The following is a 22,034-nucleotide window of genomic DNA, read 5'->3' as shown; positions in this document are numbered from 1 at the left end:
ATGGAGCAACAAGAACAGTAACAATTAAGTAATTAAAACCAAGTAGTTAACATAGGGAGATTGAGGAGTTATCCTCAATCTCCCTTTTGTTACACAATTGTAACAAAGACTTCTGTAATATTTTATGAAATAACTAGGTTAAAAAGTGTGTTGAATATATTACCAGTAAAAATAATGAAAAAATATCCATACACCTCCTAAAATAATGAAATTAAATACATAAATGTCGAAAACTGTCAGTAAAATAAACCCATATATTTCACTAAAAATCCATAAATGTAAAAATGATGTAAGTATTGTAAAATACAGTATCACATGTATTCTTTTTCCATTATTACAAGTCTGTTAAATTCATTGAATGGATGGAAAAAAAGGAATATAATACAACTTGTAACAACAATAAGATTCAAAATTCGACACAACTTAATCAATTATGAATTTACATATATTAAAGGAGGAAATGAAATGAAAAAAAGAGTTGCCTTATTAGCAATGGCTACAATGCTTGCTTTAACACCAGTTGCTGCATTCGCAGGATCTGACAATGGTATGAGTAAAAAAGTAAATGTAAAAGACGATGCTGTTTTATTTACTAGTGCACCAGAATTAAAAATAGAAAATGATGGTGGAGATTGGGATAACGAAGAAACTATCGAATTAAAATTAACTAATGCTGAGTGGTTAGATAATGGAGATGAAACTATTACTAACTTTGAAACTGAATTAGCTGCTAAAATTAAAGCGGCTACAGATGAGGTTACAGTTGGATCTACAGTATATGGTGTAGACGTAGTAGTAGAAAGAAAAACTGACTCAAAGATTAAGGTTACAGCAACTTCTACTCAAGCAGGAAACATTGCTGAAGATATTGAATTAAGAATTCCTATGTGGGTTGAAATGGATGGAGAAGGAGAAGCTACAGTAGAAATAGTTTCTAAAGATGGATCTGTTTCAGAAGAAGAAATTGTATTTGCTACAGGAGCTTCTGGAGACACTATCATCACTATAGAAGATACTACAGATTTCTCTAACACAGTAGAAATAGAAGCAATTGAAATTGAAGAAACTGCAGAAGGAACTATCGTAGTTGGAGATTTAGAGTACATAGAGTTAGAAGTAACTAAAGACTTTACTTTCTCTACAAATAGTGGAATTTATGGAAAAATTTCTGGAGACTTCGGATCTTTCGACATTGACCCAGACAACGTTAAATTAGATGACGAAACTTTAAAAATCTACTTAAACGATTCTGATGAAACTGATAAGATCACATTAACAGATGACGAATCTGGAATTAAAACATTAGAAATCTCTGAATTATATGTAAAGCCAACTAACGATGCAGACGAAGGAACTGTATACGTAACTTTAAGATCTAACTTAGATGAAATAGATACTACTAAATTAGAAGTAGGTAAATTTGCTGAGTATTCTATGACAGTAGAAGCTGATGATGATCCAGCTGAAATCTACAACGGTCAATACGAAGAAGCAACTGATGGAAACTCTTTAGATGGAACTTCTGTATCTACAGATGCTGAAGAACATGAATTAACTATGTTAAATATTGAAGAAGATGTAATTGGAACTTGGGATGCAAACAAGGAAGTTACTGTAGAATTACCTGATTGGGTAAAAATCATGGACGTTGAAATCGAGGGAGACTCTAAAGACGACTTAAAAGACGTATCTATCGATGGAAACGAATTTGAGTTCACAGTAGATAGTACTTGGGATGATACTAAGACTAAAGGTGTAGAATTAACTTTCTATGTATCTGTAGAAGCTGGAAAAACTGGAGATATTGACGCTAAAGTTTCTGGTAGAGCATTAGACAAAGAAGAGTTTGAAGTAGTATTAGGTAAAGCTATGAACCCAGTTGAAATTAAAGCTGAAGTTGCTAAGTTAAAGGCTGGAGTAAGAGAACAAGAAGTTGGTAAGATTACTATTACTGAAGCTACTGATGGAATGATTAAAGAAGGACAAATCGTTGTAGAATTAGATGATGATTTAGAGTGGGATGAAGAGCCTACTATCGAAGTAACTAAGGGAGATATTGAAATCGATGAAGATGATATTGAAATTGAGGACAACATCTTAACTATTACAGTTACTGAAGAAAGTGACGAAGCTTCTGTAATCGAAATTACTGACGCTAAAGTAAAAGTAGACAGATCTATCTCAGAAGGTGGAATCGAAGTAGAAGTTAAAGGTGACGCTATAATCAGAAATGGATTCGACAAAGATGATGCTGCTATGTTAACAGATGATAAGTCTGATGCAATCGACTACTATGGATACTACTCTAACGATGAGTATGCTACAATAGAAGTTGCTAACGTAATTACTCCAGCTGACGATAACACTACAGCAGCAGAGCCTGCTAAGTTCGTAATCGGAAATGGTGAGTACGTAGTAGGAGAAGAAGTAAAAGTTGCAGATGTTGCTCCATACATTAAAGATGGAAGAACTATGTTATCATTAAGATACGTAGCAGAAGCTATGGGAGTTGAAGATAACAACATTATGTGGGACGGTTCTACTAGAACAGTTACTATCTTCAAAGGAGATAGAATTGCTCAAGTACAAATCGGAAGCAACAAGATGATGGTAAACGGAACTCCAATAATCATGGATACTGTTGCTGAAATCAAAGACGGAAGAACAATGCTTCCAGTATCATTCGTAGCTAAAGCATTAGGTGCTGAAGTTGAGTGGGATGGAGCTACTAGAACAGTTACAATTAAGTAATTGAATATAGATTAAAATATGAAGAGATTGAGGATTTCCTCAATCTCTTTTTTTATTTATAGAAAAAAGGTTATCAGTCCATCGTTAATCGTAAAACCCTAAACCCTCAATATCTAACCGTTTTATTACATACTTGTTATAATTTGTAACATAACTGTAATTGTATTCCAGTAATATAATGGTTATACTGTATATAGATTACAAGGGAATGATTTACAAGGATAATGTTCCCTAATATTACATGATTATTACAAAAACTTAAATTTATTGACTAATATGACATAAATTAATATAATTGGTAATGAATTCAATTAAATTGATTTTTTTAACAACTATGTTGTTGAATATAATAGGTACATATTTTTACCTATTGAAAAAATTTAAGAAGGTATTTTAAAGGAGGAAATTTAAAATGAAGAAAAGAGCCGCATTGTTAGCAATGGCTGCTATGTTAGCATTAACACCAGTAGCTGCATTTGCTAGTTCAGCAAATAATGTAACTAAGACAGTTGACGTTAAGGACGACGCTGAATTACACAAAAACCCACCAGTATTAAAAATCGAAAATGATGGAAATGACTGGGATTCTGAGGGAGAAACTATCATCTTAAAGCTTGATAATGCTGAGTGGTTAGGTGATGTAGAAGTTGAATACTATAAAGATAAAAGTGTTACTACTAAAGTTTATACAGCAGAACTTGACTTAGTAGATGTATTAAAAGCTGGAAATGAAGCTGGAATAATAGCTTTAATAGACGACGCTACTGAATTAAATGGAGACTACTCTGCAATAGAATTTGATGGTGGAACAGGAACACTAGTAGACGTTGATAAGAAATCTGATACTAAGTTAGAAATTCAAGTTAAAAATGTTGGAGATGAAGTTGAAGTAAGAGTTCCTATGTATACTGAATTACAAGGTGACGGAGCTGCTGTTGTAAATGTAGATTCTAAGAGCAATTCTTTAACTGAGTCAGATGTAACTTTTGCTAATGGTGGTTCTGGAGATACTACAATAACTATCGATGACACTAACGATTTCTCTAATGTTGGAGATATTGAGACTATCGAAATCGAAGAAACTGCAGAAGGTTCTTTAGAAGTTGAAGATGTAGAATACATCGAATTAGAATTAACTAAAGACTTCACTTTCACTACATTAAAGGAAGAGGATGACGTTAAATACTATGGTACATTATCTGGAGATTTCTTAAGTTCAACTATAGATATTACTTCTGAAAATGCTAAGTTAGATGACGAATCATTAAAGATTTTCTTTGATGCTGATGAAGCTGGTGATGATTATAAGCACATTACTTTAGAAAGCTACAGCAAAGGTGTTGGAACTTTAGAGTTTAACGGATTCAAAGCTAAAGCTACTAACGATGCTGATGAAGGAAAAGTTTATGTAACAGTAAGATCTAACGTAGATGAAATAGACACTACTAAGTTAGAAATGGGAACTTATTCAGAGTGGGCTATGACAGTTGAGGCTGACGATGATCCAACTGAAATCTACAACGGATTCTATGAAGAAGTAAGTAAAGATAATTCTTTAGAAGGAACAAGCGTAAGCAACGATTCTGAAGATCATGAATTAGTAAAATTAATCATCGAAGAAGACGTTGAAGGAACTTGGGATGCAGATAAAGAAGTAACTGTTAAATTACCTGAGTGGGTTAAGATCATGGACGTTAAGATTGAAGGAGACTCTGAATCTTACGTAAAAGATGCTTCAGTAGATAACAACGAATTCGAATTTGCTTTAAGCAGTGACGATGATGATAGATCTGTAGAGTTAACTTTCTATGTATCTGTAGAAGCTGGAAAAACTGGAGACATCGAAGCTGAAGTTACTGGAAGAGCTTTAGATAAAGAAGAATTTAAAGTATTATTAGGTAAAGCTTTACAGCCAGTTAAAGTTGAAGCAGAAATTGCTAAATTAAAGGCTGGAGTTAGAAAGCAAGAATTAGGAAAGATTACTATTTCTGAAACTGCAGAAGAAATGATTAAAGAAGGAAAAATCATCGTAGAATTAGATGACGATATCGAGTGGGATGGAGAACCAGAAGTTAAGGTTGTTAAAGGTGATTTAGAAATCAACGAAGATGATATCGATGTTGATGACAATATCTTAACTATCACAGTTGATGAAGAAAGTGATGAAGCTTCTGTAATCGAAATTACTGACGCTGAAGTTACTGCAGATAGAGCTATCGCTGAAGGTTCTATTGAAGTAGAAGTTAAAGGTGATGCTATAGTTAGAAATGGATACATCAAAGAAGAAGAAGATAGACCAGAAATCTTAGATGGTGTTGACAAGAAGTCTGACGCTTTAGATGAGTATGGATTCTTCTCAAATGATGAGTATGTTACTTTAGAAGTTGCTAACGTAATCACTCCAGCAGATGATGACGTTATGGCTGCTGATGAAGCTAAGTTCGTAATCGGATCTACTGAGTACATGGTAGGAGAAGAAGTTAAGGTTGCAGATGTTGCTCCATACATCAAAGATGGAAGAACTATGTTATCACTTAAGTATGTTGCAGAAGCAGTAGGAGTACCAACTTCTAACGTAATCTGGAACGGAGAAGAAAGATCTGTTACAATCATGAAGGGTGACAGAATTGCTAAGGTAGTAATTGACAGTGACGTATTATTAGTAAACGGAACTCCAATTAAGATGGATACTGCAGCAGAAATCAAGTCTGGAAGAACTATGTTACCAGTTTCATTCATCGGTAAAGCATTAGGCGCTGAAATCGGTTGGGATGGAGCTACTAAGACAGTTACAATTAAGTAATTGAAAGCATAGCTTAAATATAAAGAGATTGAGGGTTCCCTCAATCTCTTTTTTATTAAAGAGAGGTTGTTTGTTATTGGTTATTCGTTTACTGTGAGACCACTAACGAATAACGATTAACGAATAACCTTTTTTAATGTTTTCTTAATAAAAAGTTAAGACATTTACATAGACTCCTATGCTATAATTTATACATACAAAACTAGGTAAAATCAAGGAGATGAATATATATGAAGAAAATAAAATATATGGCACTGGCCCTACTTATGGCAGCAACGTCCATAATACCTGTATTTGCAGAGAGTGTGGAGATTAAATTTACACCGGGAAGTTTGTTTTATCAGGTAGGTGAGGAATCTAAAAATATTTCTCAAGAAATATATAATAAAAACGGAAGAATGATGGTACCAGTAGAATACCTAGGGGAAGCATTAAATCTTAAAACTGAAGATGTAAATTGGGATAAATACTCAGATACTTTAACCATATACAGTGGAAATAAAATAATTCAAATGACCATGGGTAATACTACCATGAGCACTAATGAAGGTAAAATTATTATGGACGTGGCTCCAGAATATAAAGACTTAATTCCAATGTTCCCTATCAAATACATAGCAGACCAAGTGGGAGCAGAGTACGAGTACAAGGATGGAAGTCTAGTATTTCAAGCTGAAAAAGAAGAGGTAGTTATAACATATGATTATGATTATAATATGTTATTAGAAAAAGCTTATGATAATAGTAAAACTTTAGATAAGGCAGATTTAAGTATAGAAAAGGCTGAAGAATTAGTAGATGATGCCAGGGATGATGTGAAAAGTGTACCTAAAAATCCTGCTGATGATGCTCTTCAGGAAGGCGGAGGAACAAACACAGCAAAAAATCAAGCATATACCAATTTTAGAAGTCAAGAATTTGCAAAGGCTAAGGCTGAAAGAGATTTAGATACCACAAAGGAAAAAATTCAATACCAATTAAAAGGATTATACTATGATTTACTAAAGACAATGGAAGATAAGGAATTATCTAAAGTAAGCCTAGATGTATCTAAAGATACTATGGATCAAACTATAATAAAATTTGAAAATGGTATGGCAAGTGAATATGAAAAGAATAAGGCTGAGAGAAATTATAAAGAAGCACAAAAGACTTATGAAATGGCAAAGAAAAATGAGCAGACTGCCTATGAGGCATTAAACTATCTTGTAGGATTAAATCCAGAAGAAAGATATGAATTAGATAAAAATGTAGTTATGAAAGAGTTAGATACTTATGAAATGAATGTGGAAACACATATTATAAAAGCCATCGAGAGTAGCCCTGATATTTGGGCATTAGAACAACAAATTGAGTTAGGTGAACTTGGAGTAAAATTGTTTGTATTTAATGTAGGTAAAAACTATGAAGCCACTAAAATTGATGTGCAGACTTCAAAAATAGATTTAAGAGATACGAAGGAAAAGTATGAAGAATCCTTAAGAAAACTAAATACTAGCATAAAAACATTAGAAGACAAATATGAAAGTGATACTATTGCATATGAGAAAGCTAAAGATGATTATGATTTAGCTCAACTAAATGAGGCATTAGGATTAGCTATACCACTAGATGTGAAAAAAGCAGAATTCCAATTGGAGAACACTAAAAATGCATTAAATGAAACTGTAAGAACATATAATAAAACAGTAGATGTATATCTAAAACCATGGATACAATAATAGATAAGAATGGCAAGGGATAAAACCCTTGTCATTTTATATTTATACACTAGATTATAACTTATATAACAGTATTCTATAGTTATAAAGTCACGATGTTGTAGAATATAAAGAAAAAATACAATAACTACTCAAAATTAAAAGGATTTTGTAAATACATATCGAATATATATATGTTAAAAGTATGGGCGAAAAACAAGTAGGTAAAAAGGAGGAGCAGATAGTGAAAAAAACAATTGGAATTCTTATAGGAGTGTTTATACTGTGTATGAGCATGATGACAGGATTTGCAGAAATTAAATTTTCAGATGTACCAGATGGCCATTGGGCTAAACCTTACATAGCCAATATGGCATCAAAGAATATAATAAAAGGTGAGGTAGATAACGCTACTTTAAAAATAAAGTTTAGACCAGAAGACAATGTAACCTATGTAGAATCAATACAAATGATATATAATCTTTTAAGAGAAACTAACCACTTGGATAAATCTGTAAATATATCAGATACAAAAGCCCTTTTAAGTAGCTCAGGTATACCTACATGGGCTCATGAAGCTGTAGGATATAGTCTTAAAAAGGGAATACTTATGAATGGTGATTTACTAGCATTCACTAAAAGTGGACAGCAAGTACCAGCTAAAAAACAGGATATAGCCATATTTATTGGTAAGGCTTTAAACAAGAAAACACAAGCCTTTCCAACTAAAATATATAATTTTGTAGATGCAGAAACTATTAAGTCTGCAGCAGTACCTTATGTGGACTTATTAGTTCGTGAAGGTATTGTTAAGGGAGATAGTCAAAATAAATTTAATCCTAACTCAAATGTTACTAGAGCTGTAATGGCTACCATGTGTTCAAATACATATGACGTTATGATAAAGGATACAAGTAATAATACTTCTACTGATAATGAAGAAAATACAGATAAGGAAGAAGTAAAAGAAGAAGAGAAAGATATCAAGAAAGTCATATATGTGGCAGAAGATATAGATAGAGTTGTGGTATCAAATGACAAGGGTACTGAACAAGTATATGATACTAAAAAGGCTAAAATATATAAAAATGGTAAAGAAATTGATTTAGATGATTTAAAATCAGAAGATGAAGTAACTTTAGAATTTGAAGGTAGTACTCTTAAAAAGATAGAAGTTGTAAATGGGCTTATAGAATATGAAGGAAAAGTAGAGTCCATTGAAGATGAGGGGGCCTATTATAAATTAGTAACTAGAGATAGAAATAATTTAGTAATTAAAAAGGAATTTAAAATTTATGAAGATACGGATATTTATATAGGAAACAATAAAGTATCTGTAGGAAAAATAAAAGAAAATGAATATGTATATATAGAATATAAGGGAAGTAAAATAGAAAAAATAGATCTTATAGGTTCTGGTAAGAAAGTAGAAATGGATGGTATATTAGTATCTGAAGTTCAATTTAAGGAATATCCAGTTCTTAAATTTAAAATAAATACGGGAGATATCTTAGAATACGAAATAGATGATGACGCAGATATTGAAAGAGATGACGACGATGCTGATTTAGATGAACTTAAAAAAGGTGATATAGTAACTGTTGAAATTTACAAAAATAAGATAGAAGATATAGAGGCTACTAGTATTAAAGAAGATGGTGATGATGAAGGCATAATTAAGGAATTAATTATAGGAAGTCCTTCTAAAATAACCATACAAAAAAAGGATAAAGAGTTAAAAACCTATGAAGTAGCAGAAAATGTTGATGTGGAAATAGACAGAGAAGATAAAGACTTTGGAGATTTAAAGTTAAATTATTATGTGGAAATAGAGATTGAAAATGGAGAAGTAACTGAGATAGAAGCAGAAGAAGGATACCAAAATGAAAGCATAACAGGAGAAGTGACTAAAGTATATAAGGACTATGATAGATTAAGTGTAAAGTACTATAAAGACAAAGAAAATGAATATGATAAAATCTCCATAGTTGTGACAGATGAAACTACAATAATAGATGAAGATGGAGATAAGAGTAGTCGTATAAGTACAGTAGATGAAGATGACAATGTGTTTATAGATGGATATTATGATGACGATTTATTTATAGCACAGAAAATACTAATATTAGGTAGTAATTAAAGGCTAGGGGCTTCTTGCCCCTATTTTTTAATACAGCGAAGAAAAGTGACTTAAATTACATAGTAAAGATTATATTATGTATGTACTAATACTATAAACGAGAACTACTTTAAATATGATCAGAATTTATATATAATAAATAATTGCGAGGTGAGTTTATGGAAAAATTACAAAAATTGTTAGAACATTATAAGTGGGCCCAATTGAGATCTACTAAAGTTGTATTAGAAATAAAGAAAACTACAGACATGCTAGAATACGTTCATAGTAATTTTTTTGAAAAGTATGGCACTACTAATACAAAATTTAATGTATTAGTTATTCTTAGCAAAGGGCCTGAAGAGGGAATGATGCTTTCTGAAATAGGTGAAAAAATGGTAGTAACCAAGGCTAATATGACAGGTCTTATAGACAGATTAGAAAAGGATGGATTAGTAGAAAGGGTAAGAGACCTTCAGGATAGAAGAAAGATAAGGGCTGTACTTACTACTAATGGAAGAAAGTTTGTAGAGGACCTAGTAGAAAAGTATTCCATTTGGATTAAAACATTCATGGATGATTATGATGAGGAAACGGAACAATTATTTTCTTTAATGAAATTAATTCAAGAAAGAACAGTAGTTTTAAATGAAAATATTTAGTTATATATAGTGTATATTTACAGGGGAATGGTAAATATACTTATGGTAAATATACTTATGTTTCATAAATAACTACTTTATAAATATTCAATTTAATATTAATCTGGTTAAGGGGTTAGGAATAAAACTCTTAATACTGAACCCTTAACTCTAAAACAAATTTTTTAATGTAGATTAAAAATTAAATGTATTGAGCCCTAAGTAGGTCTACATATTTTAAATTTAAATGTTGTTTATATATCTATAAATAATCTTAGAATTATTCAAAAACCTGTGATATAATAAATCTGGGCATATGTTATGATTTAATTCCTCGGGTAATATAGGAGGAATTTAAAATGGAAAAAGCGTTAATTAGAATGAGAATGAGCAGTCACGATGCACACTATGGTGGAAATTTAGTAGATGGAGCTAGAATGCTTCAATTATTCGGAGACGTGGCAACTGAGCTTTTAATCAGACAAGACGGAGATGAAGGTTTATTTGCTGGATACGAAAAAGTAGAATTTAAGGCACCTGTATTCGCTGGAGACTACATTGAAGCTGAAGGGGAAATAATTAAATTAGGAAACTCATCTAGAAAAATGAAGTTTGTTGCTAGAAAGGTAATTGTACCAAGACCAGACATTAATGACTCAGCTTGTGACGTATTAGAAGAGCCAGTTATTGTATGTGAAGCTATCGGAACTTGTGTAACACCTAAGGATAAGCAAAGAACTAATAAGTAATTTTAGATGAGGAGGAACATCTTATGGAAAAATTAATTATAACAGCAGCTATGGTTGGAGCGGAAGTTACTAAAGAACAACAACCTAACCTTCCTATAACTCCAGATGAAATAGCAGAAGCGGCATATGAATGCTATAAGGCAGGAGCAAGTATTGTACACGTTCATGCTAGAGATAAGGATGGAAATCCTACTCAAGATTTTGAAGTGTATAAGGAAATCAAAGAAAAGATTGAAGCTAAATGTAACATTATAGTTCAACCATCTACAGGAGGAGCTGTATGGCATAGTGCAGACGAAAGATTACAACCAGTAGACTTAAAGCCTGAAATGGCTACATTAAGTGCTGGAACTTGTAACTTTGGACCAGATGTATTTATGAACTCTGAAGAGTACATGGAAAAGTTTGCAGCTAAAATGCTGGAAAATGGAGTAAAGCCAGAAATCGAAGTATTCGAAAGAGGAATGATTGATAATGCTTTAAGACTAGCTAAAAAAGGGTTATTAAAGACTCCTATTCACTTTGACTTTGTATTAGGTATCCCTGGAGCTTGTCCAGGAACTCCAGAAGATTTAATGCATATGGTAAGATGTATACCAGCTGATTCTACTTGGACGGTAGCAGGAATTGGAAGAACTCAACTTACAATGTCTACTATGGGAATCCTTTTAGGAGGACACGTAAGAGTAGGATTTGAAGACAATGTATATTACAAAAAAGGTGAACTTGCTAAATCTAATGCACAATTAGTAGAAAGGGTAGTTAGACTAGCTAACGAATTAGGTAGACCAGTAGCTACTCCAGACGAAGCAAGAGAAATATTAGGACTAAAGAAGTAATTATAAAGACTCTGAATAATGTTATTCGGAGTCTTTTGTTATTGTAAATGACTCGTAATCATTTATCCTAATACTATTAAATTATCTGAAAATATATGCTATTATATAATAGGGTAAAATAGTAAATAATAATGTGAAAAAGGAGGAATTTCTGTGAAATTATTCATTGATACAGCTAATATAGAGGAAATAAAAGAGGTAGCATCTTGGGGTGTTATCTGTGGAGTAACTACCAACCCTAGTCTTATAGCTAAAGAGGGAAGAAGCCTATCTGATGTGGTAGAAGAAATTGTATCTATAGTAGATGGACCCATAAGTGCAGAAGTAATGGGCGATATGAGTGAACAGATGGTGGAAGAAGCAGAGGTATTAGCTAAAATACATAAAAATATTGTTATAAAAATTCCTATGACTAAGGAAGGGTTAAAGGCCGTTAGTATATTAAGCAAGAAAGGGATAAATACTAACGTTACATTAGTATTTTCTGCAAATCAAGCCCTACTTGCTGCAAAGGCTGGTGCCACATATGTGAGCCCTTTTGTGGGAAGAATGGATGATTTAGGTAATTCTGGTCTTAATATAATAGAAGAGATAGTAGAAATATTTGACATGCATGGAATCAACACAGAGATTATAGCTGCTAGTATTCGTCACACTATGCATGTAACAGATTGTGCAATGAGAGGAGCACATATATCTACTGTACCATATAACGTTCTTGAGAAGATGTTACATCACCCAATGACTGATAAGGGAATTGAGAGATTTAAAAAGGATGCAGGAGTTAAGTAACCTATTCAACTCCTGATTTCCGAACTATAAAATAAAGAACATAAAGTAAAGTTTGAAATAACACATACAAAAAAACTTAAATATGCTATAATATAACTGATTTATTTAAACGAAGAAATCGGGAGGGTAACAAATGGATAGAAATTTAGCATTAGAATTAGTGAGAGTTACAGAAACGGCCGCCCTAGCTTGTGGTAGATATATGGGTCGAGGAGACAAGATAGCAGCAGATCAAGCGGCTGTAGATGGTATGAGACAAACTTTTGCTACTATTAAAATAAGAGGTGAAGTGGTAATTGGTGAAGGTGAATTAGATGAAGCACCAATGCTATACATCGGCGAAAAAATAGGTATGTATAATGTGGATGACCCAGAAGTAGATATAGCTGTAGACCCTCTTGAGGGAACTAATCTTATAGCTAAAGGATTACCTAATGCTATAGCCGTAATGGCCATGGGACCTAAGGGAACATTACTTCATGCACCTGATACATATATGAAAAAAATTGCAGTAGGACCTAAAGCTAAGGGCTGTATAGATATAAAAGATACAGTTGAAAATAATTTAATAAGAGTAGCTGATGCTTGTAAAAAGAATATTAGAGACCTAACTATGATTATACAAGATAGGGAAAGACATGAAGATATTATAAAAGAAGCAAGACGTCTTGGTTGTAGAATAAAATTATTTAGTGATGGTGATGTATCTGCTGCCATAGCCACATGCTTTGAAGACACAGGAATAGACATATTCATGGGAACCGGTGGAGCTCCAGAAGGGGTACTTGCTGCTGCTGCCATAAAATGTTTAGGTGGAGATATGCAAGGAATAATTGCACCTATATATGAAGAAGGATTTGAAAGATGCGAAGAACTAGGTTGGACTGAAGAAAAGAGAAAGACTGTACTTGGTCTTGATGATTTAGTAAGTAGTGATGACGTATTTTTTGCAGCTACTGGAGTATCTGATGGAGAATTCCTGCAAGGTGTAAGATATTTAGAAGACAATAGGGCAACTACTCAATCTGTAGTAATGAGAGGAAGTACAGGTACTATAAGATTTGTAGATGCACAACATAAATTAGATAAAAATGAAATATTAATAGATGTTTTAAATAAACATAAATAATTAGAATATATAGGTTAGAATGTTATAAAATAAACAAGTTTTATTTTAGTATTCTAGCCTTTTTTAACAACTAATCAATAAACAGGGGGAACTAAAAATGGATAGAAATTTGGCATTAAACTTAGCGAGAGTAACAGAGGCTGCGTCATTAGAGTCAGCAAAGTATCTTGGACGTGGAGATAAAAATATAGCAGACCAAGCTGCTGTAGATGGCATGAGAGCCATGTTAGATACATTAAATATTAATGGAGTAGTAGTAATAGGAGAAGGGGAGATGGATGAAGCTCCCATGTTATATATAGGAGAAAGAATAGGAAAGCAGAATGAAAACAGTCTTGAAGTGGATATAGCAGTAGATCCGGTAGATGGAACTAGCTGTGTGGCTAAAGGTCTTCCAAATGCCGTATCTGTAGTGGCAATAGCACCGAGGGGGCATCTACTTAATGCACCAGATATGTATATGGATAAAATAGCAGTAGGGCCAAAAGCAAAAGGAGCTATTGATTTAAATGAATCAGTAAAATATAATATAATAAACGTAGCAAAAGCTTTAAATAAGAATATTGAAGATTTAACTGTCTCCATGTTGGATAGAGAAAGACATGAAGGTATAATTAAAGAGTGTAGAGAATTAGGTGTTAGGATCAAATTATTTCAGGAAGGGGATGTGGCTGCAGCCATAGCTACATGTTTCGAAGAGACTGGTGTAGACATTATGTTGGGAATAGGAGGAGCACCAGAAGGGGTAATAGCAGCTGCTGCTCTAAAATGTCTTGGAGGCGAATTTCAAGGAAAACTTGTTGCCTATGAAGAAGAAGAAATAGTAAGATGTAAAAGTATGAATGTAGAGGTTGATAAAGTTATGTACATGGAAGACTTGGTAAAGGGTAATCAAGTGTACTTTGCAGCTACGGGCATATCTGATGGGGAATTGTTAAGAGGCATAACTTATGGTAGTAACAATACAGCAAAAACTCACTCTGTAGTAATGAGAGCAGAGACAGGAACTGTAAGATTTATAGAGAGTATACACAGATTAGATAAAAAACCATGCTATACAAAAAATGAATAGATATAGGATATAAAAGTTAAGGTTTGAGAGTTTAGGTTTAAGATATTTTAAAACCTAAACTCCAACTCTAAACTTTTAGCCTATGTGTATAAACTATGTTCATACATGGCAATCCTATATCTATGGGAGATTTCGGAGGTGCAAATTTGCCAATAGATAATATAGAAAATAAGAAACTAGATGAGCTTAGAACCATGGCTAAGAAATTAGACATAAAGGGGATAAGTAAATTTAAGAAAAAAGAATTAATAGAGGAAATTAAAAAATATAGTAAGGAAGAAACAACAATAGAGGATAGTAAAGTAAAAGTGGAAGAGAATGAAAACATTAAGTTAAAAGAAATGAAATCTGAGAAAATACAATCTACAAGGTCAGACGGAACAAATACACAAACTAGAAAATCACAACCCCCTAAGAAAATTATAAATATGGATAGAAAAACACTCCCAGATAAAATTAACAATGAAATAGACAATAGTAAGGAAGTAAACCATGTGGAGGGTGTACTTGAAATAACAGAAGGTGGATTTGGATTTTTAAGATTTGATAACTTCCTAACTAGTGAACAAGATGTATATGTATCTCCTTCTCAAATAAGACGATTTAACCTGAAAACTGGAGATAAAGTGTCAGGAATTACTCGCCCACCAAAAAGTGCTGAAAAATTTAGAGCTCTTCTTTATGTTCAAAAAGTAAATGGCGACTCGCCAGATGTGGCAGTTAAGAGACCAAATTTCGATAATCTTACTCCTATTTATCCAGATGAAAAAATTACCCTTGAATATTCTCAAACAGACTTAGCTACAAGATTAATAGATTTAATAGCTCCCATAGGAAAAGGCCAGAGAGGTCTTATAGTAGCACCACCTAAGGCTGGTAAAACTATTTTACTTAAAAAAATTGCTAATAATATTGCAAAAAACTATGAAGATATAGAGATTATAGTTCTTCTTATAGATGAAAGACCGGAAGAAGTTACTGATATGCAAAGGTCCATTAAGGGAGATGTAATATATTCTACCTTTGATGAACTTCCTAGTCATCATATTAAAGTTGCTGAAATGGTTTTAAATAGAGCCAAGCGTCTAGTGGAACAGGGAAAAGATGTAGTAATATTATTGGATAGTATTACAAGACTTGCTAGGGCCTATAACTTGACTATTCCTCCAACGGGAAGAACTCTATCTGGAGGTTTAGATCCAGGAGCACTACATAAGCCAAAGAGATTCTTTGGAGCTGCTAGAAATATAGAAGAGGGTGGAAGTTTAACTATTTTAGCCACAGCCCTAGTAGATACGGGAAGCAGAATGGACGATGTAATATTTGAAGAATTTAAGGGTACTGGTAATATGGAACTTCATTTAGATAGAAAACTATCTGAAAAGAGAATATTCCCAGCTATAGATGTGAACAAATCAGGAACGAGAAGAGAAGACTTACTTTTATCTCCTAAGGAATTGGAGTCTATCTGGAGAATAAGAAGGGCCTTATCAAATAATCCAACTCAAGAGATTATAGGTAAAATAATCACTAGATTATCAGCAACTAAAACTAATGAAGAGTTCTTATTCACACTAAAAAATAACTTAAAATAATTGCTAATTATGTATGGTTAAGTTATATACAAAAACCTTGAACTATAATTTGACATATGCTATAATGTAATAGTTATTGAGTAAATTGATTACTAAACATAGAGAAATGAATAAAGAAAGAGGTGAGCTGGCGATGAAGAAGGGTATCCATCCAGATTACAAAACTATTAACGTAAGATGTGCTTGTGGTAACGAATTTGAGACAGGTTCTGTGAAAGATGAAATCAGAGTAGAAATCTGTTCTGCATGTCACCCGTTCTACACTGGAAAGCAAAAACTTGTTGACCAAGGTGGACGTGTTGATAAATTCAATAAAAAATATGGTCTTAATAAGTAATCTTATTAGATTAATACTACATGTATACTATAGGTTAGAGATTAAATCTCTAACCTTTGTTGTTTCAAAAAAGAAGTTATACGGATTTACACACATGAAGGAGGCACAAAATAATGTACGGACCCACTCACCATGGTTGGATAGAAGTTGTAGTTGGCCCTATGTATAGTGGTAAAAGTGAAGAATTAATAAGAAGAACAAAGAGGGCAAAAATAGCAAAGCAAAAAGTTCTAGTATTTAAACCTGCTATAGATAACAGATATAGTGTGGATGAAGTAGTATCCCACAGTGGACAAAAGAATGATGCAATTTTAATAGAAAAGGCATGTGAAATATTAGGCCATGTGGACATGGATACGGAAGTAGTTGCCATAGACGAAGTACAATTTTTAGATAAGGAAGTAGTAAATGTTGCAAGACAATTAGCCAATAAGGGACTAAGAGTAATCGCAGCTGGGCTTGATATGGATTTTAGGGGAGAACCCTTTGGACCTACACCAGAACTTTTAGCAATTGCAGAATTTGTGGACAAAATAACAGCTGTATGCATGATTTGTGGAGATCCAGCCCATAGAACACAAAGACTTATAAATGGAAAACCTGCCGGGTACGATGAGCCTACTATTTTAGTGGGAGCTACAGAAAGTTATGAAGCTAGATGTAGATTACATCACGAAGTACCAAGGGATTAATATATAAAACCTTAAGACTTAATATATTTAAGCTTAAGGTTTTTTTTATCCCCAAGGAAATTATAATATATAAAAATCTATGGATAAAAAATGAAGGGGTTGTAGGGGAAGGATTCCCCTGCCTCTTTAAAGGAGGGTGTTCAGCAACTTTAGTTGCGTCGAAGGGAACCATAGGGTTCCATAGCGAAGCATACGGAGTATGCTTTTTTATAGGTTAACCAACCTTTGGACATTTACAATATATAAAAATTTGTGCTAAAATCAAATATAGGACATTTATGAGAGGAAGATTAGAGTGGATTTTGAAAAAATATTTTTAAAACAAGCAAGACCCACAAGTATAGGTGGTCAGGCCATAATTGAAGGGGTCATGATGAGAGGTCCTGAGGATATTGCCATAGCCGTAAGAAAGCCTGATTCTGAAATAGAAGTAAAAAAAGAAAAAGTAAGTCCTCTTTTTAAAAGTAAAATAGCAAAAACGCCATTAATAAGAGGTGTCTTTGCCCTTATTGATTCCATGGTAGTGGGAGTTCGTGCTCTTACTTATTCAGCAGAATTTTATGAGGAAGAAGAAGATTATAAGAAAAGTAAGTTTGAACTTTGGATAGAAAATAAATTTGGAGATAAAACTGGAGATATACTAATATACATGTCCGTGTTCTTTGCCCTTGTAATGGGTGTGGGACTTTTTATCATAACTCCCACATTACTTACACAATTTGTAAAGAAATTTACCACTAGTAACTTAGCTTTAAATTTAGCAGAAGGTTTTGTAAGAATATTCATGTTTGTAGCATATATAGTTTTAATATCTAGAATGAAGGATATACAAAGGGTATTTCAATATCATGGTGCAGAGCATAAAACTATCCACTGCTATGAAAGCGGGCAACCATTAACAGTGGAAAATGTAAAGAAATTCACAACCCTACATCCTAGATGTGGAACTAGTTTTTTAATGATAGTTATGATCATAAGTTTAATATTATTCTCAACTATAGGTTGGCCTAGTGTAATGATGAGAGTCCTATCTAGATTTGTATTAATTCCTGTAGTAGGAGGCATATCCTATGAAATTATAAAATGGGCAGGAAAGAGAAGATCTAAGTTCATTTGTATGATAAGTTACCCAGGACTTTTAATGCAAAAGCTAACTACTAAAGAACCGGATGATAAACAAATAGAAGTGGCCATAAAGGCACTTGAGAGTGTTATAGTGAAAGACGAGGAGATGGACTTGTGGTAACAATAAAGGAAGCCTTGGAATTAGGATTTGAAAACTTAGAAAGAGTGAGAACACCTCTGTTAGATGCAGAGGTTCTCTTATGTAATATAATAAAAAAGGATAGATTATTTTTAATAATAAATAAGAATAATATATTAAGTGAAGATGAATACTCAAAATATATGGAATCTATAGAAAAAAGAAAGAGTGGAATACCTCTACAATATATAACTAATAACCAAGAGTTTATGGGAATGGATTTTTACGTGGAGACTGGAGTATTAGTTCCAAGACCTGATACGGAAATATTAGTAGAGGCAGTTATAGACTGGGCAAAGAAAAATGAAACTAAATCCATACTAGAATTAGGGGTAGGTAGTGGTGCCGTAATAATAAGTTTAGGAAAATTTACTAATGCTACAGAATTATATGGGGTAGATATAAGTGACATTCCATTAAAGGTGGCAGGTAAAAATGCTAAGAATAACTTGAGAGAAAAGGAAATAAAGTTCTTAAAGGGAGACTTATTTACTCCAATAGATGAAGATTCTATGAAAAAATTGGATATAATCGTATCAAACCCCCCTTATATACCTAAAAAGCACATAGATGACCTACAGATAGAAGTGTCCAAGTATGAGCCCCGTCTTGCATTAGATGGCGGAGAAGATGGTCTAGATTTTTATAGGAAAATAGTAAGGATGAGTCCAAACTATTTAAGAGAAGAAGGATTAGTAGCCTTTGAAGTAGGTCATGACCAGGGACAATTGGTGGCAGATTTGTTTAAAAATGACGGTAGGTATGAAAACATAGAAAAAATAAAGGATTTAAGCGGTATTGAAAGGGTAGTCATGGCTACCTTGATAAAAAAGTAAAAAAATGATAAAATAAACTGTTAAAGTATCCATTACGAGGTGATATAATGTTTGAAAAATTAGATTTTATTGAAGATAAGTATAAAGACCTTAGTAATAAAGTTGCAGACCCGGAAATTATAGGTGACCAAAAGGTATGGCAAAAATATATTAAAGAATTATCGGATATGGAACCTATAGTTAATCAGTACAAGGAATATAAGGAAGTTAAAGACGGAATTGCAGAGGCCAAATCTATCTTAGAAGAAAGTGATGATGAAGAATTCAGAGATATGGCTAAGATGGAATTAAGTGATCTTGAAGATAGACTTCCAGATATTGAAGCTAACTTGAAATTATTATTAATTCCTAAGGACCCTAATGATGAGAAAAACGTATTAGTGGAAATTAGAGCTGGTGCTGGTGGAGATGAAGCAGGATTATTTGGTTCTGATTTACTTAGAATGTACACAAGATATGCTGAAAGACAACGTTGGAAAGTTGAAATGATGAGTTTAAGTGAAACTGGAGTAGGTGGAATAAAGGAAGTTGTATTTATGATCAAGGGTAAGGGGGCTTACTCTAGACTTAAATTTGAAAGTGGAGTTCATAGAGTACAAAGAATCCCAGCTACTGAATCTGGTGGAAGAATCCATACATCTACCACAACTGTAGCCGTTTTACCTGAAGTAAACGATGTGGAAATAGATGTTAATATGAATGATGTACGTGTAGATGTATTCAGATCATCTGGAAATGGTGGTCAGTCCGTTAATACTACAGACTCAGCCGTAAGACTTACTCACATACCTACAGGTATAGTTGTATCTTGCCAGGATGAAAAATCTCAGCTTAAAAATAAGGATAAGGCATTTAAAATATTAAAGGCCAGAATCTACGATAGAGAATTAGCAGCACAAAATGCTGAGATAGCTCAAGAGAGAAAATCTCAAGTTGGTACGGGAGACAGAAGTGAGAGAATTAGAACTTACAACTTCCCACAAGGAAGAGTTACAGACCATAGAATTAACTTAACTCTTTACAAATTAGATCAAATACTAGATGGAGTAATAGACGAAATAATAGATTCATTAATTACTACAGACCAAGCAGAGAAATTAAAAAGCATAGAATAATAAAAAGACGCTAAATAAATTTGGCGTCTTTTTTTACTCTATATGAAATTATAAATTTTCAAAACTGCCGATAAGTAAAAAAATAAGGGGGTGTGGGGGAAGAATTCCCCTGCCTCTTTGAAGGAGGGTGTTCAGATTACGATAGTAATCGTCGAAGGAAACCATAGGGTTCCATAACGAATCATACGTAGTATGATTTTTTATAATAATATATTTATAGTAATTGACTAAAAATATAAACATATATAACTCTTCAATAGTCTTTTTATTGACGAATAAATATCATAATTAGTAATAATATAAATATTCTGTATACATATTTGAAAAGACAATTTTATAGTGGTAGAATAGTTTATATTAAAAGTATTAAAAAATATAGAAAGAAGGATCGGTTATGGAACTAGCACCCAAGTTAGAGTATTTGTTGCATATTGGTATTATTTTATTAGGAGCGCAAATTGGGGGGATAATAAGTAGGCGGCTGAGGCAGCCTGTAGTTCTAGGGCAAATAATAGTGGGGATTTTATTGGGAATAAATCTCATAGAAAAAACAGAATTAGTTGGTCAATTAGCGGAAATTGGAGTTATATTTTTAATGTTCATAGCGGGTCTTGAAACGGATGTGGATGAATTAAAAGCATCAGGGAAATCTTCTACGGCCATAGCCATATTAGGAGTAGTTGTGCCTATGGGACTAGTAAGTGGAGCCGCATATCTAATGGGACAAAGTATGCCTAGTAGTATAATACTAGGACTTATATCTATTGCTACCAGTGTAAGTATATCTGTTCAGACCCTAAAAGAGATTGGTTTTTTAAGATCTAAACAGGGTATAGCCATATTAGGAGCAGCCATTATAGATGATATTATAGGAATCATACTTCTTACCTTAACAATAGGTATGGTAAGGCCAAATGCAGAAAGTGGAGTCTTAAGTGTAATACTAAAAATAATAACTTTCTTTATAATAACCTTTGTGCTGGGATATATAATAATAAAGGTTGTACTTAAGATCCATCATAAATTTAATTTAAGAAGAGTAATAGTATCATACTCCTTAATATTCTGTGTACTATTGGCTTATCTTTCAGAGGATTTAGGGGTAGCTGCTGTAACAGGAGCCTATTTTGCAGGAGTAATACTTTCTATGACCCCTTATAGGCATAAAATATCCCATGATATACAAATCGTATCTGATAGCTTCTTTACACCTATATTTTTTGTATCTATAGGATTAGGAGTAGAATTAAATGAACTGGGATATGCTATTACATTTAGTTTAATATTATTAGGGTTAGGAATAATAGGAAAAATATTTGGTTGTGGATTTGGAGCAAGAGCCACAGGTTTTTCTGTAAAAGAATCATTACAAGTGGGAATTGGCATGGTTCCAAGGGCAGAGGTATCCATAATCATAGCTAACTTAGCCCTTTCTTTAAACTTAATAGGAGATAAGGAGTTTTCTTCAGCTATTGTACTTGTAGTGGCTACAACCCTTATGACACCATCCCTATTAAAGTGGAGTTTTAAAGGATATGAGTTAGAGAAAAGGTAATATAAAAACAAACCTTTCCATATATATACATGGGGAGGTTTTTTT

Annotated in this window: 17 protein-coding genes; all 17 read left to right on the top strand. The window is 33.0% G+C overall.

Translation table 11 applies throughout. The features are described 5' to 3' along the window. The first annotated feature begins 465 nt into the window (after window positions 1-465). A complete protein-coding gene (locus CCE28_RS16165; protein ID WP_176461877.1) occupies window positions 466-2,751 on the top strand; it encodes a copper amine oxidase N-terminal domain-containing protein in 2,286 nt (761 codons plus the stop codon). A gap of 412 nt (window positions 2,752-3,163) precedes the next feature. Continuing rightward, window positions 3,164-5,554: a copper amine oxidase N-terminal domain-containing protein gene (locus tag CCE28_RS16160; RefSeq protein WP_095134769.1), complete on the top strand. Its 2,391-nt coding sequence runs from the start codon at window positions 3,164-3,166 to the stop codon at window positions 5,552-5,554. Between the two features lie 230 nt (window positions 5,555-5,784). After that, window positions 5,785-7,275: a stalk domain-containing protein gene (locus CCE28_RS16155; protein WP_095134768.1), complete on the top strand. Its 1,491-nt coding sequence runs from the start codon at window positions 5,785-5,787 to the stop codon at window positions 7,273-7,275. Between the two features lie 223 nt (window positions 7,276-7,498). Next, a complete protein-coding gene (locus CCE28_RS16150) occupies window positions 7,499-9,394 on the top strand; it encodes an S-layer homology domain-containing protein (RefSeq protein WP_176461876.1) in 1,896 nt (631 codons plus the stop codon). A gap of 158 nt (window positions 9,395-9,552) precedes the next feature. Then, a complete protein-coding gene (locus CCE28_RS16145) occupies window positions 9,553-10,035 on the top strand; it encodes a MarR family transcriptional regulator (RefSeq protein ID WP_095134766.1) in 483 nt (160 codons plus the stop codon). A gap of 338 nt (window positions 10,036-10,373) precedes the next feature. After that, window positions 10,374-10,763 carry a 3-aminobutyryl-CoA ammonia lyase gene (gene kal, locus CCE28_RS16140; RefSeq protein ID WP_095134765.1) on the top strand — a complete coding sequence of 130 codons (390 nt, stop codon included), beginning with the start codon at window positions 10,374-10,376 and terminating at the stop codon, window positions 10,761-10,763. Between the two features lie 23 nt (window positions 10,764-10,786). Next, window positions 10,787-11,602, top strand: coding sequence for a 3-keto-5-aminohexanoate cleavage enzyme (gene kce / locus CCE28_RS16135; protein WP_095134764.1), 816 nt, complete (start codon window positions 10,787-10,789; stop codon window positions 11,600-11,602). 153 nt (window positions 11,603-11,755) lie between these two features. Further along, entirely contained in the window at window positions 11,756-12,394 is a 639-nt protein-coding gene (gene fsa / locus CCE28_RS16130) for a fructose-6-phosphate aldolase (protein WP_095134763.1), read from the top strand. Window positions 12,395-12,527: 133 nt separating this feature from the next. Beyond that, window positions 12,528-13,523 carry a class II fructose-bisphosphatase gene (gene glpX, locus CCE28_RS16125; RefSeq protein WP_095134762.1) on the top strand — a complete coding sequence of 332 codons (996 nt, stop codon included), beginning with the start codon at window positions 12,528-12,530 and terminating at the stop codon, window positions 13,521-13,523. A 97-nt stretch (window positions 13,524-13,620) separates the two neighbouring features. After that, window positions 13,621-14,595 (top strand): class II fructose-bisphosphatase, encoded by a 975-nt coding sequence (glpX, locus tag CCE28_RS16120; protein WP_095134761.1) that lies wholly within the window; start codon window positions 13,621-13,623, stop codon window positions 14,593-14,595. A 122-nt stretch (window positions 14,596-14,717) separates the two neighbouring features. After that, window positions 14,718-16,190 carry a transcription termination factor Rho gene (rho, locus tag CCE28_RS16115; RefSeq protein ID WP_095134774.1) on the top strand — a complete coding sequence of 491 codons (1,473 nt, stop codon included), beginning with the start codon at window positions 14,718-14,720 and terminating at the stop codon, window positions 16,188-16,190. 133 nt (window positions 16,191-16,323) lie between these two features. Next, window positions 16,324-16,527, top strand: a complete 204-nt coding sequence (gene rpmE / locus CCE28_RS16110; protein ID WP_095134760.1) for a 50S ribosomal protein L31 — start codon at window positions 16,324-16,326, stop codon at window positions 16,525-16,527. 113 nt (window positions 16,528-16,640) lie between these two features. Beyond that, window positions 16,641-17,219: a thymidine kinase gene (locus tag CCE28_RS16105; protein ID WP_095134759.1), complete on the top strand. Its 579-nt coding sequence runs from the start codon at window positions 16,641-16,643 to the stop codon at window positions 17,217-17,219. Window positions 17,220-17,514: 295 nt separating this feature from the next. Further along, window positions 17,515-18,465, top strand: a complete 951-nt coding sequence (locus CCE28_RS16100) for a DUF1385 domain-containing protein (protein WP_242972999.1) — start codon at window positions 17,515-17,517, stop codon at window positions 18,463-18,465. Continuing rightward, window positions 18,459-19,319, top strand: a complete 861-nt coding sequence (gene prmC / locus CCE28_RS16095) for a peptide chain release factor N(5)-glutamine methyltransferase (RefSeq protein ID WP_095134758.1) — start codon at window positions 18,459-18,461, stop codon at window positions 19,317-19,319. Before CCE28_RS16100 ends, prmC begins: the two co-directional genes overlap by 7 nt. A gap of 47 nt (window positions 19,320-19,366) precedes the next feature. Next, a complete protein-coding gene (prfA, locus tag CCE28_RS16090; RefSeq protein ID WP_095134757.1) occupies window positions 19,367-20,434 on the top strand; it encodes a peptide chain release factor 1 in 1,068 nt (355 codons plus the stop codon). A gap of 394 nt (window positions 20,435-20,828) precedes the next feature. Further along, window positions 20,829-21,989: a cation:proton antiporter gene (locus CCE28_RS16085; RefSeq protein ID WP_095134756.1), complete on the top strand. Its 1,161-nt coding sequence runs from the start codon at window positions 20,829-20,831 to the stop codon at window positions 21,987-21,989. Window positions 21,990-22,034 lie beyond the last annotated feature (45 nt).

Source organism: Anaeromicrobium sediminis (assembly GCF_002270055.1).
GTDB lineage: Bacteria > Bacillota > Clostridia > Peptostreptococcales > Thermotaleaceae > Anaeromicrobium > Anaeromicrobium sediminis.
The sequence above is the reverse complement of the archived record's forward strand: the minus strand, read 5'-3'. Positions and strand labels throughout refer to the sequence as shown.